18 protein-coding genes are annotated in these 17,903 nt (G+C 62.0%); 11 read left to right on the top strand and 7 right to left on the bottom strand.

Annotated elements, in window-relative coordinates; translation table 11 throughout:
• Positions 1 to 102: 102 nt before the first annotated feature.
• The 4 genes from AC54AF_RS17355 to AC54AF_RS17340 all read left to right on the top strand — a co-directional run bounded on the left by AC54AF_RS17355 (position 103) and on the right by AC54AF_RS17340 (position 2,695).
• Positions 103 to 996, top strand: a complete 894-nt coding sequence (locus AC54AF_RS17355) for a LysR family transcriptional regulator (protein ID WP_034749390.1) — start codon at positions 103 to 105, stop codon at positions 994 to 996.
• Between the two features lie 21 nt (positions 997 to 1,017).
• Positions 1,018 to 1,884, top strand: coding sequence for an alpha/beta fold hydrolase (locus AC54AF_RS17350; protein ID WP_496637541.1), 867 nt, complete (start codon positions 1,018 to 1,020; stop codon positions 1,882 to 1,884).
• A gap of 95 nt (positions 1,885 to 1,979) precedes the next feature.
• The gene (locus AC54AF_RS17345) at positions 1,980 to 2,171 is read left to right on the top strand and encodes a YqaE/Pmp3 family membrane protein (RefSeq protein WP_034749384.1); all 192 of its coding nucleotides are present in this window, start codon (positions 1,980 to 1,982) and stop codon (positions 2,169 to 2,171) included.
• Between the two features lie 59 nt (positions 2,172 to 2,230).
• Positions 2,231 to 2,695, top strand: a complete 465-nt coding sequence (locus AC54AF_RS17340; RefSeq protein WP_496637540.1) for a carboxypeptidase-like regulatory domain-containing protein — start codon at positions 2,231 to 2,233, stop codon at positions 2,693 to 2,695.
• Positions 2,696 to 2,716: 21 nt separating this feature from the next.
• Here AC54AF_RS17340 and AC54AF_RS17335 read toward each other — a convergent pair whose 3' ends face one another.
• Complete coding sequence (locus AC54AF_RS17335) at positions 2,717 to 3,754, bottom strand: oxidoreductase (protein WP_496637539.1); 1,038 nt, start codon at positions 3,752 to 3,754, stop codon at positions 2,717 to 2,719.
• Positions 3,755 to 3,990: 236 nt separating this feature from the next.
• Between AC54AF_RS17335 and AC54AF_RS17330 the strand changes: the two genes are divergently transcribed.
• Positions 3,991 to 4,701 (top strand): hypothetical protein, encoded by a 711-nt coding sequence (locus tag AC54AF_RS17330; protein WP_496637538.1) that lies wholly within the window; start codon positions 3,991 to 3,993, stop codon positions 4,699 to 4,701.
• Positions 4,702 to 4,813: 112 nt separating this feature from the next.
• On the opposite strand, the gene gatB is transcribed toward AC54AF_RS17330, so the two are convergent.
• The 3 genes from gatB to gatC form a co-directional block, all read right to left on the bottom strand.
• Positions 4,814 to 6,289 carry an Asp-tRNA(Asn)/Glu-tRNA(Gln) amidotransferase subunit GatB gene (gene gatB, locus AC54AF_RS17325; RefSeq protein ID WP_496637552.1) on the bottom strand — a complete coding sequence of 492 codons (1,476 nt, stop codon included), beginning with the start codon at positions 6,287 to 6,289 and terminating at the stop codon, positions 4,814 to 4,816.
• Between the two features lie 36 nt (positions 6,290 to 6,325).
• Positions 6,326 to 7,810, bottom strand: coding sequence for an Asp-tRNA(Asn)/Glu-tRNA(Gln) amidotransferase subunit GatA (gene gatA / locus AC54AF_RS17320; protein ID WP_496637537.1), 1,485 nt, complete (start codon positions 7,808 to 7,810; stop codon positions 6,326 to 6,328).
• 178 nt (positions 7,811 to 7,988) lie between these two features.
• Entirely contained in the window at positions 7,989 to 8,291 is a 303-nt protein-coding gene (gene gatC / locus AC54AF_RS17315; RefSeq protein WP_131688694.1) for an Asp-tRNA(Asn)/Glu-tRNA(Gln) amidotransferase subunit GatC, read from the bottom strand.
• A gap of 351 nt (positions 8,292 to 8,642) precedes the next feature.
• On the opposite strand from gatC, the gene AC54AF_RS17310 reads away from it, so the two are divergent.
• From AC54AF_RS17310 to AC54AF_RS17285, 6 genes are all read left to right on the top strand, one after another.
• The gene (locus AC54AF_RS17310) at positions 8,643 to 9,686 is read left to right on the top strand and encodes a rod shape-determining protein (RefSeq protein ID WP_010393186.1); all 1,044 of its coding nucleotides are present in this window, start codon (positions 8,643 to 8,645) and stop codon (positions 9,684 to 9,686) included.
• A 108-nt stretch (positions 9,687 to 9,794) separates the two neighbouring features.
• Positions 9,795 to 10,850 (top strand): rod shape-determining protein MreC, encoded by a 1,056-nt coding sequence (gene mreC, locus AC54AF_RS17305; protein WP_496637536.1) that lies wholly within the window; start codon positions 9,795 to 9,797, stop codon positions 10,848 to 10,850.
• The gene (gene mreD, locus AC54AF_RS17300) at positions 10,847 to 11,359 is read left to right on the top strand and encodes a rod shape-determining protein MreD (RefSeq protein ID WP_034749354.1); all 513 of its coding nucleotides are present in this window, start codon (positions 10,847 to 10,849) and stop codon (positions 11,357 to 11,359) included. The genes mreC and mreD overlap by 4 nt, the downstream gene beginning before the upstream one ends.
• Before the next feature lie 12 nt (positions 11,360 to 11,371).
• Positions 11,372 to 13,342, top strand: a complete 1,971-nt coding sequence (mrdA, locus tag AC54AF_RS17295; protein WP_496637535.1) for a penicillin-binding protein 2 — start codon at positions 11,372 to 11,374, stop codon at positions 13,340 to 13,342.
• An 8-nt stretch (positions 13,343 to 13,350) separates the two neighbouring features.
• Entirely contained in the window at positions 13,351 to 14,466 is a 1,116-nt protein-coding gene (gene rodA / locus AC54AF_RS17290; RefSeq protein WP_131688698.1) for a rod shape-determining protein RodA, read from the top strand.
• Entirely contained in the window at positions 14,466 to 15,521 is a 1,056-nt protein-coding gene (locus AC54AF_RS17285) for a septal ring lytic transglycosylase RlpA family protein (RefSeq protein WP_496637534.1), read from the top strand. The genes rodA and AC54AF_RS17285 overlap by 1 nt, the downstream gene beginning before the upstream one ends.
• A 137-nt stretch (positions 15,522 to 15,658) precedes the next feature.
• On the opposite strand, the gene AC54AF_RS17280 is transcribed toward AC54AF_RS17285, so the two are convergent.
• Genes AC54AF_RS17280 through AC54AF_RS17270 form a run of 3 tightly spaced genes read right to left on the bottom strand, consistent with a single transcriptional unit; the run spans position 15,659 to position 17,896 of the window.
• Entirely contained in the window at positions 15,659 to 16,345 is a 687-nt protein-coding gene (locus AC54AF_RS17280; RefSeq protein ID WP_496637533.1) for an SPOR domain-containing protein, read from the bottom strand.
• Positions 16,339 to 17,097 (bottom strand): type III pantothenate kinase, encoded by a 759-nt coding sequence (locus tag AC54AF_RS17275; protein ID WP_496637532.1) that lies wholly within the window; start codon positions 17,095 to 17,097, stop codon positions 16,339 to 16,341. The genes AC54AF_RS17280 and AC54AF_RS17275 overlap by 7 nt, the downstream gene beginning before the upstream one ends.
• A gap of 4 nt (positions 17,098 to 17,101) precedes the next feature.
• On the bottom strand, positions 17,102 to 17,896 hold the full coding sequence (locus AC54AF_RS17270) for a biotin--[acetyl-CoA-carboxylase] ligase (protein ID WP_496637531.1): 795 nt from the start codon (positions 17,894 to 17,896) through the stop codon (positions 17,102 to 17,104).
• Positions 17,897 to 17,903: the final 7 nt, after the last annotated feature.

The raw sequence follows: 17,903 nt of genomic DNA, 5'->3' as shown, positions 1-17,903 counted from the left end.
CGTGGATTCTGCGCCTGCCAGAGATTTTCGCCAAGGTGGATTATTTTGAGCCAGCCTAAGGGATAGCCGAAGGCTGATAAGATGGCGAAAAGGAGAGCCGCCATGCGCTTTGATCTGGTCGATTTACAGCTGTTTGTCAACGTGGTGGAGGCGGGCAGCCTGACGGCGGGTGCCGCGCGCAGCCATCTCGCATTGGCGTCGAGCAGTGCGCGCGTGCGCGGCATGGAAGAGATGCTGGGCATGCCGCTGCTGCTGCGCGGGCGGCGCGGCGTGGAACCGACCCCCGTGGGTCAGACCTTGCTGCATCACGCGCGCCTGGTGCTGCTGCAAATGGAGAAAATGCGCGGTGAGCTCGGCGAATTTGCGCGCGGTTTGAAAGGGCAGTTGCGCCTGCTGTGCAATACGGCCGCGCTCAGCGAATTCTTGCCCGAAGCGCTCGGTGCTTTTCTCGACCGCCATCCGAATCTGACCATCGACCTGGAAGAGCGCCTCAGTTACGATATCGTCAAGGCCGTCTCGGAAGGGCTGGCCGACATGGGCATCGTCTCCGACTCGGTCGACATGCGCGGCTTGCAGACGTTCTTGTTCCGCCCCGACCGGCTGGTGGTGATCGCCGCGGCCGATGGCGTGCATCACCGCGCGCTGGGGCAGGATGGCGTCGTCGACTTTGCCAGCGTGCTGGATCACGATTTCATCGGCCTGGCCGACGACAGCGCGATGCAGCAGTACCTGGGCATGCATGCGGCGCGCCTGGGGCGCCCATTGAAGGTGCGCGTGCGCCTGCGCAGTTTCGATGCCGTCTGCCGCATGGTGGCCAGCGGCGTGGGCATCAGCGTGGTGCCGCTGGCGGCGGCCAGCCGCTGCCAGCAGACGATGGCGCTGCGCTGCCTTGAATTATCCGATCCCTGGTCGGTACGCAATCTGACAATCTGCGTGCGCCAGTTCAGTGAATTACCCCTGTATGCGCGCCAGTTGATCGATCATCTGAAGGCGTGACAGGGCATGACAGGAGCAGCGATGCGTTTTTCAGAAGACAAGATGGCCAGCCTGCTGTGCAGCGACCAGGTCGAACGGCCCATCCACATCTGGCAGCCGGAGCAGCCACGCGCAGTGATCCTGGCGATCCACGGCGGCATGGCGCATGCGGGCGACTACGTCACGCCGGCGCTGACCTTCCGCCAGCACGGCATCGCCACCGTCAGCTTCGACATGGTGGGCCACGATGGCAAGCGCAAGGTCGATATCCCCTCGTTCGACGCCTTCCTCGACGACGCGGAACTGTTCCTCGCCTGGGTCAAGCAGGCGTATCCGGGCTTGCCCATCTTTGTCATGGGCCATTCCATGGGCGGCCTGATCGCCACGCACCTGGGGCTGCGGCGCTTTGCGGGCGACCCGGCCATCAAAGGCTTCATCATCTCATCGCCGTATTACGTGAATGCGATTCCCGTGCCGAAGGTGCTGCAGATGCTGTCCGGCTGGCTGGCGCAGCGCTTCCCCACGATGAAGGTACCGCTGGGCAACTTGACCATGCTGCTGACGCATGATCAAACCATCACCGCGCGTCATTTCCAGGATGAGCGCGATGGCATACGCGCCAGTGCGGCATCGGTGCGCTTCGCCCATGCCTTGACCTTGGCGCAAAAGGAACTGGCGGGCGGCTTGTCGGATTGGCGCTTCCCCCTGTTCGCCGTGGTGGCGGGCGACGACAAGCTGGCCGACAGCCGCGCCACGGAAAGCCTGTTGCGCAGCGTGCCCGATGGCCTGCTCGACTACCACTACTATCCGGCCAATTATCACGAGAATTTCAATGAAGTGAACCGCGACGTGATCTTCGCCGCCATTCTGGCGTGGATGGAGACACTGCTGGCACCCGTGCCGGCGTGAGGCGCCAGTATCGTTATAATCGTCTTGACTGAATTGACCGCCGGTGCATGCCGGCCCGGTCCCCGCGGCACAGGGGAATACTCAAGGAACGAACGATGCGCTTGCTGATTGCCCTGTTACTCCCGTGGCTGACCTTTTTCACGATCGGCCGTCCGATCGCCGGCATCATTTGCCTGATCCTGCAAATCACCCTGATCGGCTGGCTGCCGGCGACGATCTGGGCCGTGTATGCGCTGAGCCAGTACAAGACGGACCAGAAGATCGCCGAGGCCATGCGCCGGCGCTAACCTAAGACTGGCCTAAGCTGCGCTTCCTATCTTGATTCAAGCGACATGAGGAGAGTGAGATGGCATCAAACAGACGCGGTACCCTGGGCCTGGCGGCGGCAATGCTGGCCGCCGGGCTGTTGCTGGGAAGTGCGGCGCAGGCCCAAACCGACAGCGCACTGCCGCCCGTGCAGAAAAGCGGGGCGGTGGAGTACCTGAGCGGCGGCATCGGCCTCGATGAATCGACGGCCATCAAGAGCGCCAGCCGGCAATGGCCCTTGAGTCTCGTGTTTTCCGTGCAGGCGCCGGGCAAGGCGGAATTTGCCTCCGACGTGAAGCTGGAAATACGCGACGCCAAGGGCGCGCTGGCGCTGGAAACGACGGCCAGCGGACCGTTCCTGCTGGCGAAACTGCCGCCGGGCAGCTACAGCCTGCGCGCTACCCTGGCCGGCAAGACATTGGAACGCAAGGTGCAGGTCAAGGCAGGCAGTTCTGCGCGGGTGGAGCTGGTCTGGCCGGCGGGAACGAACCAGGGCCAGCCTTGATGCCGGGCGACGGCAGCCCGATCAGCTGACTGCGAGCACGCGTCCTTCGGCTGCGCTTTGCAGCGCCAGTTCGATCAGACGTATCGTCGCCGCCGCGTCTTCGGCCGCCACGGGCGCTGCTGCGCCATGGCGGATGGCGTCGGCCATGCCCTGGTAAAAGTCCTGGTAGCGGCCCGCCTGCATCTCGAGGTGTTCACAATGGCCGTCCGGCTGGGTGCCCAGGTGCAGCGCGCCGCGCACGGGATCCACGCCCCAGCCGGGCTGTCCCGGCCTGCCGCCCGCCTTCAAGGCATCTTCCTGCGGGTCGAGGCCAAATTTCACAAAACTGCCCTTGTCGCCATGCGCGGCGAAGCGCGCCGTCGGCGCCTTCACCAGGCAGCCCGCTTGCAGCACCACGCGCAAGCGGTCGTAGTACAGGACGATGTGCATATAGTCGACGGCTTGGGCGCCATCGCGCTGCAGGGCGATATCGGCGTACAGCTTTTCCGGCTGGCCGAACAGCTGCATGGCCTGGTCCAGCATGTGCGGGCCCAGGTCGTACAGCAAGCCGCCACCCGGTGCGCCGGACTCGCGCCAGCGCTGGCGGATCTCGGGGCGGAAGCGGTCGAAATGCGATTCGACGCTGGCGATGCGGCCCAGGGTACCCTGCGCCAGCAGCGTTTTCAGGGTCAGGAAGTCGCTATCCCAGCGCCGGTTGTGGTACACGCTGAGCACCAGCTTGCGCTCGTTCGCCAGCGCGATCAGACTCTGTGCTTCAACGCTGGAAATGGTGAATGGCTTGTCGACCACCACGTGCTTGCCCGCTTGCAGGGCTGCCTGCGCCAGGCTGAAATGCGCTTCGTTGGGCGCGGCGATGACGACCAGTTCGATCGATGGATCGGCAAACAGCTGCGCGGGCTCCGCATATACGGTCGCGTGCGGCCAATCCTTGTGCACGAGCTCCGGTTTGCTGGAGGCGACGGCCGCCAGTTCCAGGGCATCGATGGTGGACAGGACGGGAGCGTGGAAGGTGGAGCCGGCGAAGCCGTAGCCGACCAGGCCGGTTTTGATTTTTTTCATGGTAAATAATTAAAATTATTGGATATGCTTTTCAAAGTATATCATTTCCACTATTTTTGTACTGGATTGATAAAAATCATATTATTTAATTTCTGTCAAATACGTTCTGTGAATTTTTTGACTGACTATGATAATATTTTAAAATTATTTAATGGATTTATCCGACTTTTGACGTTGATATTGGGAACTTTATGATTTTTTGTCTGGCTTTGTATTTCATTTATGCTATTAGTCTAATGATGACTAGTCTTGCACTTTTTAAGTTAAGTCCATCAATGATTCAATGGATTGATAGAATACAAAGTTCAACAAAGAATGGTTTAATAGACGTGGCACAACTCTCTGATACGGATGCATTGAAAGGATTTAAAAATTACTTCTTAGGAGGCGCCTTTTTTTCTTTCATTCTTTACGTTTTTTTCGATAAAATTGATTTTAAAACAGCCAAACAGGTATCTGCCACTACATTTTTGATGTTTTTTTATACAGCAGGATCCATAGGTGCTTGGGCGTATAAACGGACTGAAATATTTGAAAAATTTATTTCTGATACTAAACGTGATGTAGGGAGGGCGGTAAAGTATATTGCTGCATTTTTTGTTTTTTTGAATGTGGCTTTCATTTCCTATTGTTATTTCTTAAGCATCAATGAGCTGTCAAGTATTCCTATGTTTATGGTATATTCTTTTCTTGCAGTCGTCGTTGTTGTTTTTAGCGTGATAACTGCAAACACGCTTTCTGTATTTTTTATATTCGCACCTGCACTTGCTGCAATTGCATATCTTCGTGGAATTATATTTTCTGCTAAAATTGTTTTGATTGTCGGTAAAGATAAGTTTTTTAATTTTTTGGTTTTTTATGGAATATTTTTTACACTCTATCTTGCTTTTTTGAGTTTGCCAAATCTTAGATCTGTATTTTCCTTTGTCCCAATTATTTGTCAATAATTCATCTTGCGCATATGATGATCGTGAACATTATTTGATTAATGAAATAGTATATCTTCCAATAAAAAAGACGCCGCAGCGTCTTTTTTTGTGGATTTTGGAACTGGGGAACTTATCCCGCCAGCTTGGCCTTCAGCAGTTCCGTCAGCTGCGCCGGGTTGGCCTTGCCCTTGGATGCTTTCATGGCCTGGCCGATCAGCGCGTTGATGGCCGCTTCCTTGCCGGCGCGGTACTGCTCCACCGACTTGGCGTTCGCCGCCAGCACTTCATCGACGATCGCTTCCAGGGCGCCAGAATCCGAAATCTGCTTCAGGCCCTTGGCGTCGATGACGGCATCGACCAGGTGCTCGTCGCTGGACTTCGCTTCCCACATGCCGGCGAAGACCTCTTTTGCCGCCTTGTTCGAGATCGTGCCGTCGGCGATGCGCTTGAGCATGGCGGCCAGCTGCGCGGCGGAGACGGGGGCGTCGTCCAGGTCCACGCCTTCGCGGTTCAGGGTCGACGACACGTCGCCCATCAGCCAGTTGGCGGCGGCCTTGGCGTTTTCCTTGCCGGCCTTGTCGACCACGGCGACGAAATAGGTCGCCATGGCTTTCGATTGCGTCAGCACCAGCGCATCGTATTCCGGCAGCGCGTATTCGCTGATGAAGCGCGCGCGCATGGCGGCCGGCAGTTCCGGCATCGAGGCCTTGACCGTGGCTATCCACTCTGGCGAGATGACCAGCGGCGGCAGGTCCGGGTCCGGGAAGTAGCGGTAATCCTGGGCGTCTTCCTTGCTGCGCATTTCGCGCGTTTCCTTGCGGTCCGGATCGTACAGGCGCGTCGCCTGCACGACCTTGCCGCCGTCTTCGATCAGTTCGATCTGGCGGCGCACTTCGACGTGCACGGCTTCTTCGATGAAGCGGAAGGAGTTCAGGTTCTTGATTTCGCAGCGCGTGCCGAATTCCTTCTGGCCCACGGGGCGGACGGAAACGTTGACGTCGCAGCGGAACGAGCCTTCCTGCATGTTGCCATCGCAAACGCCCAGCCACATGACCAGCGAGTGCAGCGCCTTGGCATAGGCCACGGCTTCGGCGGCGCTGCGGATTTCCGGCTCCGAGACGATTTCCAGCAGCGGCGTGCCTGCGCGGTTCAAGTCGATGCCGCTCATGCCCGCATAATCTTCATGCAGGGATTTGCCGGCGTCTTCTTCCAGGTGGGCGCGCGTCAGGTTGACCGTCTTGGTGACGAATTCGCCATCCTTTTCGTAGCCGAAGGTCAGCGCGCCGCCGATGACGACGGGGTCCTCGAACTGGCTGATCTGGTAGCCTTTGGGCGAATCCGGATAAAAATAGTTCTTGCGCGCGAAGACCGAGTGCGGCGCGACGGTGGCGCCGACGGCCAGGCCGAAACGGATGGCGCGGTCGACGGCCTGCTTGTTCATCACGGGCAGCACGCCAGGCAGCGCCAGGTCGACTGGGCTCGCTTGCGTATTGGCTTCGGCGCCGTACTTGATCGGCGAACCGCTGAAAATTTTGGATTCGGTCGTGAGCTGCACGTGGTTCTCAAGACCGATGACGACTTCCCATTGCATAGTGTTCTCGCTTATTTTTGGTGGCGCCGGCAAAGCGGCGCAAATATATAGTTAGATGCCGGCAGGAGCGCGCGTATGCCAGTCCGTCACTTGCTGGAACTGGTGGGCGATGTTCAGCAGCTTGGCTTCGCCAAAATAATTGCCGATGATTTGCAGGCCGACGGGGCGCTTGCTGTTTTTCTCGCCATCGCCAAAGCCGCATGGGATCGACATGCCGGGCAGGCCGGCCAGGCTGGTCGACAGGGTGTAGATGTCGGCCAGGTAGTTGGCCACCGGATCGTCCGTCTTGTCGCCCAGGTCCCAGGCGACGGTCGGCGCGACGGGGCCCATGATGACGTCGCAAACGGCGTTCGGGCCATTCAGGACGGCGTCGAAATCCTGCGCGATCAGGCGGCGGATCTTTTGCGCCTTCAGGTAGTAGGCGTCGTAGTAGCCGTGGCACAGTACATAGGTGCCGACCATGATGCGGCGCTGCACTTCCGGGCCGAAGCCCTGCGCGCGCGACTTCTTGTACATGTCCTGCAAATCTTTGTACTCGGTGGCGCGATGGCCGTAGCGCACGCCGTCGTAGCGCGACAGGTTCGACGATGCTTCCGCCGGCGCGATCATGTAGTAGGCGGGAATCGACAGGGCGGTGTTCGGCAGCGAGATGTCGACCAGGGTGGCGCCCAGCTTTTCATACTGCGCCAGCGCGCCGCGCACGGCCGCTTCCACGTCCTTGGCCAGGCCCTCGCCGAAGTATTCGCGCGGCACGCCGATGCGCAAGCCTGTGAGGGGTTCATTCAGGCTGCGCGAAAAATCTTCCGCCACGCCGCCCTGTTCCGGCGACAGGCTGGTCGAGTCGCGTTCGTCGAAGCCGGCCATGGCACTCAAGAGCAGGGCGCAGTCTTCGGCCGAGCGGGCCATCGGGCCGCCCTGGTCCAGCGACGAAGCAAAGGCGATCATGCCGAAGCGCGAGACGCGGCCATACGTCGGCTTGATGCCGGTGATGCCGCAAAAAGCGGCAGGCTGGCGGATCGAACCGCCCGTGTCGGTGCCGGTGGCCGCCGGCGTCAGGCCAGCCGCGACGGCGGCGGCCGAGCCGCCCGACGAGCCGCCCGGCACGGCGGTGTTGTCCCACGGATTGCGCACGGCGCCGAAGGCCGAGTTCTCGTTGCCGGAGCCCATGGCGAATTCATCGCAATTGACCTTGCCCAGGGTGACCATGCCGGCCGCCTGGAATTTTTCCACGACGGTGGCGTCAAACGGGCTGGCGTAGTTGGCCAGCATTTTCGAGCCGGCCGTCGTGCGCCAGCCTTGCGTGACGAACAAGTCCTTGTGCGCGATCGGCACGCCCGTCAATGGCGTGGCCGTGCCGGCGGCAATGCGCGCATCCGCTGCGGCAGCTTGCGCCAGGGTCAGGGCACGGTCGACGTGCAGGAAGGCGTTCGAGTTGTCCGCTTCGATGCGGTCGAGGAAATGCGTCGCCAGCGCAACGGCGGAAATTTCCTTGTTCTGCAAAAGCGTGGACAGCTGTTTGATGGATTTTGTATGCATGGCGTTTCTATTTTTATCTATTCGGCAAGGTTGGGATTCGTGCACTGCGCCGTTCTAGCGCCAGACAGAAGCGTAGCGAGCGGAAGTGAGTTGTGGCCGAGAAGCGGAGCTGTGCTTTAGCACAGTGAGCATCGCAGGCCGCAAATCGCGACGCGCAGTAGCTTATGTCAGGTGCCAGTTACTCGATTACTTTTGGCACCAGATAGAGTCCATCCTGGACCTTCGGCGCCACGGCCTGGTAGGCGTCGCGGCGATTTTCCTCGGTGGCGACGTCCTCGCGCAGGCGCAGGGCGATATTGTCCATATGGGCGGCCAGCGGGTGGCTCAGGGGCGCCACGCCATCGGTATTGACGGCTTGCATTTGTTCCGCCAGTGCAAAAATCTTGTTCAATTGGGCCAAAGACGTGACGGCCTGGTCGTCGGCCATTTCAAGTTGGGCCAGGTGGGCGATGCGTTTTACGTCGGAGAGTGTCAGGGACATGGCGAATGGCGCGGAGTGCCGCGCATTAGTATTAAGTTGGCGTTTTGATAAAACGCGGGTATTTACTGCTATTTTGCTCACAAAAATCGAGGAATGCCGCGTAACTCGCGGCTGCAAGAGTCGCACTTTTCCATGGTTTTTGAGCAAATCGCATTCAAATTATAAGGTAGAATGGCGGGTTAATGCGTTGCCGGCGCTGATGGACTGCAGCCGCAGCATAGAAAAGATTGCGCAAGCGCTAAGTGAAACCCGGGAAAATCGCCTTCATGGATTTTCAGGGGGCCTGAAAGCGCCCGCTTTGAAACTCCCCATAAACAGCTTTTGCGCAGCTCGATGCGCTACAGGACACTCATGTTTGGTTTTTTACGCAGGTATATCTCCACCGATCTGGCCATTGACTTGGGCACGGCCAACACCCTTATTTATGTACGCGGCCTCGGTATCGTCCTGGACGAGCCATCCGTCGTCGCCATCCGCCAGGAAGGCGGTCCGAATGGCAAGAAGACCATTCAGGCAGTCGGCAAGGAAGCCAAGCAGATGCTGGGCAAGGTGCCGGGCAATATCGAAGCGATTCGTCCGATGAAAGATGGCGTGATCGCCGACTTCACCGTGACCGAGCAGATGCTCAAGCAATTCATCCGCATGGTGCACGACTCGAAATTCTTCCGTCCATCGCCGCGCATCATCATTTGCGTGCCGTGCGGTTCGACCCAGGTCGAACGCCGCGCGATCCGCGAATCGGCCCTGGGCGCCGGTGCCTCGCAGGTGTACCTGATCGAAGAACCGATGGCAGCGGCCATCGGCGCCGGCTTGCCCGTGTCGGAAGCGACCGGTTCGATGGTGGTCGACATCGGCGGCGGCACCACGGAAGTGGGCATCATCTCGCTGGGTGGCATGGTCTACAAGGGTTCCGTGCGCGTCGGCGGCGACAAGTTTGATGAAGCCATCGTCAACTACATCCGCCGCAACTACGGCATGCTGATCGGCGAACAGACGGCTGAAGCCATCAAGAAGGCCATCGGTTCGGCCTTCCCGGGTTCGGAAGTGAAGGAAATGGAAGTCAAGGGCCGCAACCTGTCCGAAGGCATCCCGCGCTCGTTCACCATCTCCAGCAACGAGATTCTCGAAGCGCTGACCGACCCGCTGAACAACATCGTCTCGGCCGTGAAGAACGCGCTGGAACAGACGCCGCCGGAACTGGGCGCCGACATCGCCGAAAAAGGCATGATGCTGACGGGCGGCGGCGCACTGCTGCGCGACCTGGACCGCCTGCTGATGGAGGAAACCGGCCTGCCGGTGCTGGTGGCCGAGGACCCGCTCACCTGCGTGGTGCGCGGTTCCGGGATGGCCCTGGAACGTATGGACAAGCTCGGCTCGATCTTCTCCTACGAATAATCTGACAGAAGGGCCGGAAACCACTCCGGCCTTTTTTTGGTTTTGGCGCCGGCGTTTGACCGGGGCCTGCACGTTGGCGCACTGCGCCTGGCCTGATTATTGGAAGTCATGGAATACAGTCCTCCGCCACTTTTCAAACAAGGCGCCTCCGCCCGCGTCAAGATGATGGTGTTCGCCGGCATTTCTATCGCCCTGCTGCTGGTCGATTCGCGCATGCACGCGCTGACGGCCGTGCGCCAGGCAGTCGGCACCGTGCTGTATCCGGTGCAGATGGCGGCCCTGGTGCCGCGCGACGTGGCGCTCGGTGTCGGCAATTACTTTTCTTCGCTCTCCGCCCTGGAAAAACAGGTGCGCGACCTGAAGCACGAACAGATCGCCTCGGCGCAGATCATGCAGCAGGCGCAGCTCAACATCGTTGAAAACAACCACTTGCGCAAGCTGATGGAGGCGCGCGAGCGCGTGCCCGTCAAGACCATGATGGCCGAAGTGCTGTATGACACGCGCGATTCGGCCACGCGCAAGATCGTGCTGGACCGGGGCATTCAGCATGGCGTGGAACTGGGCCGCCCCGTGATCGACAACCTGGGCGTGGTGGGGCAAGTCACGCGCGTGTTCCCGTTCACCTCCGAAGTGACCTTGCTGACGGACGAAGAGCAGGCCATTCCGGTGCAGCTGCTGCGCAATGGCGTGCGCAGCGTGGCCATCGGGCGCGGCAAGTCCGGCACCATGGAGCTGCGCTTCACGGCCCCCAGCGCCGACATCCAGATCGGCGATATCGTCATCACCTCGGGTCTCGACGGACTGTACCCGGCCGGCCTGGCCGTGGCGCGCGTGACCCTGGTCGAGCGCAATGCGCATGGCCCGTTCGGCCGTGTCGTGTGCCAGCCGCTGGCCGGCATCGAACGCAACACCCAGCTGCTCATCTTGATGACATCCCCCGAGATTCCACCGCGCCCGCCCGCCGAAGAGGTCAAGACGGGCCGCAAGATCGCTGGCAAGATGGCGCCGATCAAGGATCCTGCCAAGGAGCCTGCCGCTGCGGTGCCGGCCGCCACGCCGGTCGCCAAGCCGCCTGCCGCCAACGCGGCTGCGCCCGCGCCCGCAAAACCTGCGGCACTAGCGCCCGCACCCGCCGCCGTGCCACCGAAGGAAGCGACACGATGAACCGCCCGCATTACATCCTGCTGCCGGTCAGCCCCCTGTTCATCGGGTTTTCCCTGCTGTGCGCTTTTTTGCTGAACCTGCTGCCATGGGGGCAGTTCGTCGGCGTGCCCGACTTCGTCGCCCTGGTGCTGGTCTTCTGGGGTATACACCAGCCGCGCAAGGTCGGCATCGGCGTGGCGTTCTTCATGGGGTTGATGATGGACGTGCACGATTCGACCCTGCTGGGCGAGAATGCGCTGGCCTATACCTTGCTGTCGTATTTCGCCATCATGATGCACCGCCGCGTGCTGTGGTTCCCCATCATGACGCAGGCGCTCCACGTGCTGCCGCTGTTGCTGCTGACGCAGGCGCTGCAATTGCTGACGCGCCTGATCGTCTCGGGCCGCTTCCCCGGCTGGCTCAATTTCATCGAGAGCTTCGTCGCCGTCGCCCTGTGGCCCATCGTCACGTGGATACTGCTGGCGCCGCAGCGCCGCGCAGTGGACCGCGACCATAACCGGCCGATTTGACGGGCGCCTGCCATGACTGAACTCAAGAACACTGAGCGCGAACTGCATTTTTTCCGCAGGCGCCTGACCATCCTGGGCGCGCTCGTCTTCGTCTGCTTTTCGCTGCTGCTGGCGCGCTTCATCTGGCTGCAGGTGATCAAGCACGAGGACTATGCGACCAAGGCCGAAGACAACCGCATCGCCGTGGTGCCCATCGTGCCCACGCGCGGCCTGATCCTCGACCGCAACGGCGTGGTATTGGCGCGTAATTACTCGGCCTATACGCTGGAAATCACCCCATCGAAGCTGAGCGCCAGTCTCGATTCGGTGATCGACGAGCTGTCGACCCTGGTGCAGATCGACATCAAGGACCGCCGCCGCTTCAAGAAGCTGCTGGAGGAATCCAAGAACTTCGTCAGCGTGCCGCTGCGCACGCGCCTGACGGACGAGGAAGTGGCGCGCTTCACGGCGCAGCGTTTCCGCTTCCCCGGTGTCGAGGTACAGGCGCGCCTGTTCCGCCAGTATCCGATGGGCGAGGTGGCATCGCACGTGGTGGGCTTCATCGGCCGCATCAACCGCAATGAAGCCAAGGCGCTGGAAGAGGGCGAGGACGCGGCCAACTACAACGGCACCGACCATATCGGCAAGGAAGGCCTGGAAAAAAGCTACGAAAAGCAGCTGCATGGCACCACCGGCTACGAAGAGGTGGAAGTGTCGGCCGGCGGGCGCGCCATGCGTACCTTGTCGCGCACGGCGGCCACTCCTGGCAATAACCTGATCCTGTCGATCGACATCGAACTGCAGAAGGTGGTCGAGGAAGCGTTCGGCGAATGGCGCGGCGCGGCCGTGGCGATCGACCCGGCCACGGGCGACATCCTCGCCTACGTGTCCAAGCCAGGCTACGACCCCAACTTGTTCGTCGACGGCATCGACCAGCAAAGCTGGAACGAACTCAATACCTCGCTGGACCGGCCGATGGTCAACCGTCCTCTGTCCGGCACCTATGCGCCCGGCTCGACCTTCAAGCCCTTCATGGCGCTGGCCGCGCTGGAATTGGGCAAGCGCACGCCGAGCCAGGCGATTTCCGATCCCGGTTTCTTCATCCTCGGCGGACACACCTTCCGCGACGACAAGGTGGGCGGCCATGGCACGGTGGACATGCACAAGTCCATCGTCGTGTCCTGCAACACCTATTACTATCAGCTGGGCCGCGACATGGGCATCGACGCCATCCACGACTTCATGAAGCCGTTCGGCTTCGGCCAGTTGACTGGCATCGACCTGAATAACGAAAAGACGGGCGTGCTGCCGTCGACGGAATGGAAGCGCAACCGCTTCAAGACGCCGCAGCAGAAAAAATGGGTGGGCGGCGACACGATTTCGGTGAGTAACGGCTCTGGCTACAACTCGTATACGCCGCTGCAGATCGCCCACGCGACGGCCAACCTGGCCAACAACGGCGTGGTGATGAAGCCGCATCTGGTGAAGATCATCGAAGACGCCGCCACGCGCGCGCGCACCCTGACGGTGCCCAAGGAAAGCTACCGCATCGCGCTCAAGCAGGAAAACATCGACATCATCAAGCGCGCCATGGTGGGCGTGACCAGCGAGCAGGGCGGCACGGCCGCGCGCATCTTCACCGGCGTGCAGTACACGGTGGGCGGCAAGACGGGTACGGCGCAAGTGGTGGGCATCAAGAAAAACGAGAAGTACAATGCCAAGCTGCTGGCCGAACGCCTGCGCGACAACGCCTTGTTCACGGCCTTCGCGCCGGCCGACAAGCCGCGCATCGCGATTGCCATCGTGGTGGAAAATGCGGGCTTCGGTGCCGGCGTGGCCGCGCCGATCGCGCGCAAGGCGCTCGACTACTACCTGCTGGGCAAGCGTCCGAGCGACAAGGAAAAGGACACCACCAAGGTGCCCAAGGAAGATGTCGACGAAGTGCGCACCCTCGAAGAAATCACGGACGAGCAAGCAGCCCCGGCGGCACCTGCCAGACAATAAGGAAGCACATGCCCATTAACGAGAGGCGCTCGCTGTGGCGGCGCGCCAAACCCTATCTGGCGGTGTTCGATCCGCCGCTGATGATCATCATCCTGATGCTGCTCAGTACCAGCTTGCTGACCCTGTATTCGGCCAGCATCGGCATCCCCGGCAAGATCGAGGATCACCTGCGCAACATCCTGCTGTGCTTTTTCGTCATGTGGGTGGCGGCCAACATCACGCCGCAGATGATGATGCGCATCGCCGTGCCCGCGTACACGATCTCGGTGATCTTGCTGGTGGCCGTGGCGCTGTTCGGCACCATCAAGCTCGGTGCGCGGCGCTGGCTGCATATCGGCGTGATCGATATCCAGCCGTCCGAATTCCTGAAGATCGCCACGCCGCTGATGCTGGCCTGGTTTTTCCAGCATAATGCGGGCGCCCTGCGCTGGAAATCGTTCCTGATGGCGGCCGTGCTGCTGCTGGTGCCCGTCTACCTGATCGCGCGCCAGCCCGACCTGGGCACGGCGCTGCTGGTGGTGGCGGCCGGCTTTACCGTCATCTTCCTGGCCGGCCTGTCGTGGAAGGTGCTGGCCGGCTTGCTGATCACCTTTGTTTCCTGCCTGCCCATCGCCTGGTCGCACCTGCATGATTACCAGCGCGACCGCGTGATGATGCTGATCGACCCGACCAAGGATCCGCTGGGCAAGGGCTTCCATATCATCCAGTCCATCATCGCCATCGGTTCCGGCGGCATGACGGGCAAGGGCTGGACGCACGGCACGCAAGCCCACCTGGAGTTTGTTCCGGAACGTACGACCGATTTCATTTTTGCCGTATATTCCGAGGAATTCGGCCTGGTCGGTAACTTGATCCTGATGCTGATGTATTTGCTGCTGGTGGGACGGGGGCTGATGATCGCCGCCAACGCCCCCAGTTTTTTCACTCGCCTGCTGGCAGGAGCGATCACTATGATTTTCTTTACTTACGCCTTCGTCAACATGGGCATGGTCAGCGGCATCGTGCCGGTGGTCGGCGTTCCCTTGCCATTCCTCAGCTACGGCGGCACCGCGCTGCTGACGCTGGGCGTGGCCACCGGTATCCTGATGAGCATTCAGCGCCACCGCAAGCTGGTGCAGACCTGATGCGCGCGCCTGTCGATACCTTCGCCATGCGCGGGCCGAATGTTGCCACACTGCTGGCGGTCTTGCTGACTCTTGCCGCTTGCGGCACGGCGCCGCACAAGCCCGCATCGCATAATGTGCCGCTGCCGTCCGGCGGCAAGGTCAAGGTGCCGGTGCGCCAGGATCCCACCTTGCCGGCATTGCCGGCGGCCGGCTCCGGGCGCGGCGGCTACTACAAGGATGACGGCCCGGGAGACAATCCGCCAGCCAACCTGCGCGACGTGCCTGACGCGGAAGTGCGCAACGAGCCGTATTCGACGCGCTCGAACCGCCCGTATGTCGTGTTCGGCAAGACGTACACGCCGATCACCGACAACGAACCGTTTACCCAGAAGGGCACGGGCACCTGGTATGGCAAGAAATTCCATGGCCAGCGCACCTCGTCGGGTGAAATCTACGATATGTACAAGATGACGGCGGCCCATCCGACCTTGCCGATTCCGTCGTATGCGCGGGTGACGAGCATCGACAGCGGCGAGCAGGTGATCGTGCGCATCAACGACCGCGGTCCCTTCCATGCCAAGCGCGTCATCGACGTGTCCTATACGGCGGCGCTGAAGCTGGGATTCCTCGGCAAGGGCAGCCACCAGGTGGTGGTCGAACGGCTGCTGCCGGCCGATATCGACGCCATCCTGGCGGCTAGAGCGGCACCGAAGCCGGTGCCTTCCGTGGTGGCCATCTCCATCGATACGCCGGTGGAAACGGGCGCCGTGGTGCAGCCGGAAGTGTCGACGCAGATGCTGCCTGTCGATGCGACGGTGGCCATGCCGGCACCGGCGGCGCTGGCCAGCGGCTTCTATTTGCAGCTGGGCGCCTACTCGCGCGCCGACAATGCGGAATCGGGACGTTCGCGCCTGGCGCCGTATGCGGCAGCTTTGGGGACCCTGGGCGTGGTGCAGGCCGGTAATCTGTTCCGCCTGTACGGCGGACCGTTCTCCAGCCGCGCCGAGGCGGCACGCGCGGCGGCGAATTTACCGGAATCGACTGGCATCAAGCCCATCGTCATCCAACGCTAGGCGCGCCTGACGGTGCAAAGCACCTGATAAAACCGTAGCGAGCGGCAGCGATTTGTGGCTAAGAAGCGCAGCTGTGCTGGAGCACAGCGAGCATCGCAGGCCGCAAAGCGCGACGCGCAGTAGGTTTGGTCAGGCGCTTATTTGCAGCTGCGCAGTTCCTGCTCTGGGAACTGCGTTTTGATCTTCTCGAGACGCGCGCGCGTGGCGGCGTCGAGGTCGCGGAACTGGTAGGCCAGCTGCTTGCTGGCGCTGTAGCGCGGCGCGACGCGGGCGCTGTGCACGCCCTGTTTGTTGAGCGATGCCAGCTGGCTTTGCGCGCTGGTTTCCGACTTGAACACGCCCAGTGAGATGCCCCAGCGTAGCGGGCTGCTTTCGTTCATGATGAAGTAATTCGTCACGCCCAGCTGCTTCAATTCGCCGGCCTTGCGGTCGGCGCCTTCCTTGCTGCCCTGCGGCGGGATGTACACCATGTAGCTGGAAACCTCCTGGCCGGCCACGTTGCGGCGCGACTGGCGGTCGCCCAGGTCCAGCGCCGCCACTTGCGCTTCGAAGCGGCGCCCGTCAGCCAGCAGGAAATTGCCCACTTCCGTGCAGGCATACGATGGCGGCGGCGCCGGTGCCGCCGCCGCCGGCGGCGCGCCCTCTTCGGCGGCGGGCGCCGTGGCCTGCTCCTGCGTCAACAAGGTGAGCTTGGCCGCCTGTAGCTGGTTTTTCAGGCGCGCCGGTTCGCGCGTCTCGGTGCGAAAACTGCCCAGATAACCCTGGCCGATGGCCAGCACCAGCAGGTTGACGCCGGCCAGCAGCCAGAAGACGAATTTCAGCATACGTGGTTTCCTTGTGTTCCCGCTGCCCCGGCGCGCGCGGCCGCCTGCAGGCCGAGCATGACGATATTGTCCACCAGATGCAGCGGCACGGCCAGCGCCAGGGCCGGTGCGATGCGCGCTGCGGCGCCGCCCGACAGCAGGCAGGCGCTGGCGCCGTGCATGCGCACGGCCCGTTCGATGGCGCCCGCCTGGGCCGCCAGGCAGCCGGAGAGAATGGCGTCGTCCGTGTTGTCGGCAAAGCCGGCCGGCAGCATGGCATCGCTGGCGATTTGCGGCAGCTGCGCCGTGTTGCGCGCCAGCGAGCTGGCCATCAGTCCCAGTCCCGGCAAGATCATCCCGCCGAGGAAAACGCCATCGGCCGTGATGGCGTCGATGGTGGTGGCGGTGCCGCAATTGGCGACGATGGCGGGCAGGCCAGGCGCCAGCGTCTGCGCGCCGATGGCGGCGGCAAAGCGGTCGCAGCCCAGCTGCGACGGCGCGCGGTAGCCATTCGTGAGGCCCGCCAGCTGCGGCAGCGAGATAAAGTCGCGCGGCACTACCGGCAGCATGGCGCGCAGGCGCGTGCCGATGACGGCGCCTGCCACGTTCGACAGCAGCGCTTCGCTGATGCCGAGTGTCGCCCACTGCGCGGCCAGGGTATCGATCTGCGCATGCGTGACGGCGCCGCTGGCCAGCCAGCCGCCGGCGGCACTGTCGGCGGCCACGAGTGCCCACTTGATGCGCGTATTGCCGGCGTCGATCAGCAGTAGCATGCGCTTACTCCCCGCTCAGGCGCAAGGACACGTCGCCGGACATGATTTCCTGCAGGCCGCCATCGGTGCGCAGCAGCAGGCGGCCCAGCTGGTCCACGCCAGCCGCCACGCCTTGCTGCAGCAGCTGGCCGTTGTCGAGAATTTTCACGTGCTGGCCCTGCCAGGCATGGAGCAGGTTCCAGCGTTCCGTAAACGGCGCAAAGCCCGTGTCGTCGAATTCGGCCAGCACGCCGGCCAGGCGGCTCAAGAGCGCCGCCACCATGGTGTTGCGCTCCATCTGCGCCAGCCAGGGCACGGCCGAGACGCTGCGCCCGATCTGCCGTTCCAGCGCATCGGGCATCAGCAGATTGATGCCGCAGCCGATCACGGCCCACACGCCGCCATCGGCTGCCTGCTGCGTCTCGACGAGGATGCCGGCCAGTTTATGGCCATCCTTGAGCAGGTCGTTCGGCCACTTCAGTTGCACCGGCACGCCCAAGGAAGTCATGCTTTCGGCCAGCGCCACGCCGACGGCCAGCGGCAGGCCGACCAGCTGATGCAGCGGCCCCTTGAAGCGCCAGGCCAGCGAGAACATCAGGCTGGCGTCCGGCTGCGACACCCACGGGCGTCCGGCACGCCCCCGTCCGGCCGTCTGCTGGCCGGCGATGCGCAGGGTGGGGCCGGCCAGGGTGGCGCAGCGCGCCAGCAGGTCGGCGTTGGTCGATCCCGTTTCGTCGACCACTTCGATGGCCACGCGGGAGGCGCCCGTGGCGCAATGGGCGGCGATGGCCGCGCTGTTCAAGTCTGAGTGCTTCGTCATGGTGGTC

Source organism: Janthinobacterium sp. JF4, assembly GCF_059617925.1.
This window is presented reverse-complemented; position numbering and strand designations above follow the sequence as displayed.

Bases quoted from the DNA above. Each gene is read 5' to 3' on its own strand.
- AC54AF_RS17355 (WP_034749390.1), top strand. From the start codon at position 103: ATGCGCTTTGATCTGGTCGATTTACAGCTGTTTGTCAACGTGGTGGAG.
- AC54AF_RS17350 (WP_496637541.1), top strand. From the start codon at position 1,018: ATGCGTTTTTCAGAAGACAAGATGGCCAGCCTGCTGTGCAGCGACCAG.
- AC54AF_RS17345 (WP_034749384.1), top strand. From the start codon at position 1,980: ATGCGCTTGCTGATTGCCCTGTTACTCCCGTGGCTGACCTTTTTCACG.
- AC54AF_RS17340 (WP_496637540.1), top strand. From the start codon at position 2,231: ATGGCATCAAACAGACGCGGTACCCTGGGCCTGGCGGCGGCAATGCTG.
- AC54AF_RS17335 (WP_496637539.1), bottom strand. From the start codon at position 3,754: ATGAAAAAAATCAAAACCGGCCTGGTCGGCTACGGCTTCGCCGGCTCC.
- AC54AF_RS17330 (WP_496637538.1), top strand. From the start codon at position 3,991: ATGATGACTAGTCTTGCACTTTTTAAGTTAAGTCCATCAATGATTCAA.
- gatA (WP_496637537.1), bottom strand. From the start codon at position 7,810: ATGCATACAAAATCCATCAAACAGCTGTCCACGCTTTTGCAGAACAAG.
- gatC (WP_131688694.1), bottom strand. From the start codon at position 8,291: ATGTCCCTGACACTCTCCGACGTAAAACGCATCGCCCACCTGGCCCAA.
- AC54AF_RS17310 (WP_010393186.1), top strand. From the start codon at position 8,643: ATGTTTGGTTTTTTACGCAGGTATATCTCCACCGATCTGGCCATTGAC.
- mreC (WP_496637536.1), top strand. From the start codon at position 9,795: ATGGAATACAGTCCTCCGCCACTTTTCAAACAAGGCGCCTCCGCCCGC.
- mreD (WP_034749354.1), top strand. From the start codon at position 10,847: ATGAACCGCCCGCATTACATCCTGCTGCCGGTCAGCCCCCTGTTCATC.
- mrdA (WP_496637535.1), top strand. From the start codon at position 11,372: ATGACTGAACTCAAGAACACTGAGCGCGAACTGCATTTTTTCCGCAGG.
- rodA (WP_131688698.1), top strand. From the start codon at position 13,351: ATGCCCATTAACGAGAGGCGCTCGCTGTGGCGGCGCGCCAAACCCTAT.
- AC54AF_RS17285 (WP_496637534.1), top strand. From the start codon at position 14,466: ATGCGCGCGCCTGTCGATACCTTCGCCATGCGCGGGCCGAATGTTGCC.
- AC54AF_RS17280 (WP_496637533.1), bottom strand. From the start codon at position 16,345: ATGCTGAAATTCGTCTTCTGGCTGCTGGCCGGCGTCAACCTGCTGGTG.
- AC54AF_RS17275 (WP_496637532.1), bottom strand. From the start codon at position 17,097: ATGCTACTGCTGATCGACGCCGGCAATACGCGCATCAAGTGGGCACTC.
- AC54AF_RS17270 (WP_496637531.1), bottom strand. From the start codon at position 17,896: ATGACGAAGCACTCAGACTTGAACAGCGCGGCCATCGCCGCCCATTGC.